We start from the raw sequence: 420 nt of genomic DNA on the forward strand, positions 1-420 counted from the left end.
TCCTTGGCCTGGTCGAACAGGTCACGCACGCGCGAGGCGCCCACGCCGACGAACATCTCGACGAACTCGGAGGCGGCCATGGAGAAGAAGGGCACGCCGGCCTCACCGGCGACGGCCTTGGCCAGGAGGGTCTTACCGGTTCCGGGCGGGCCGTACAGGAGGACGCCCTTGGGGATCTTGGCGCCGACGGCGCGGAACTTCTCGGGCTCGGAGAGGAACTCGCGGATCTCCTGCAGCTCCTCGATGGCCTCCTGACAGCCGGCAACATCGGCAAAAGTCGTCTTGGGGGTGTCCTTGGCACCCACCTTGGCCTTCGACTTGCCAAATCCCATGACGCCGCCGCGACCGCCCATACCCTGGGCAGCGTTGATCATCCAGATGAACAGGGCAAGGATGATGAGGAACGGCACGACGTTGATG

At 65.2% G+C, this 420-nt stretch carries 1 protein-coding gene; it reads right to left on the reverse strand.

What is annotated here, in order from left to right; genetic code table 11:
- A partial coding sequence (locus CBF90_RS16540; RefSeq protein WP_141097220.1) for an AAA family ATPase occupies nucleotides 1-420 on the reverse strand: 420 nt, incomplete at both ends.

Origin of the sequence: Microbacterium sp. AISO3 (assembly GCF_002204305.1) — a bacterium.
Classification (GTDB): Bacteria; Actinomycetota; Actinomycetes; order Actinomycetales; family Microbacteriaceae; genus Microbacterium; species Microbacterium arborescens.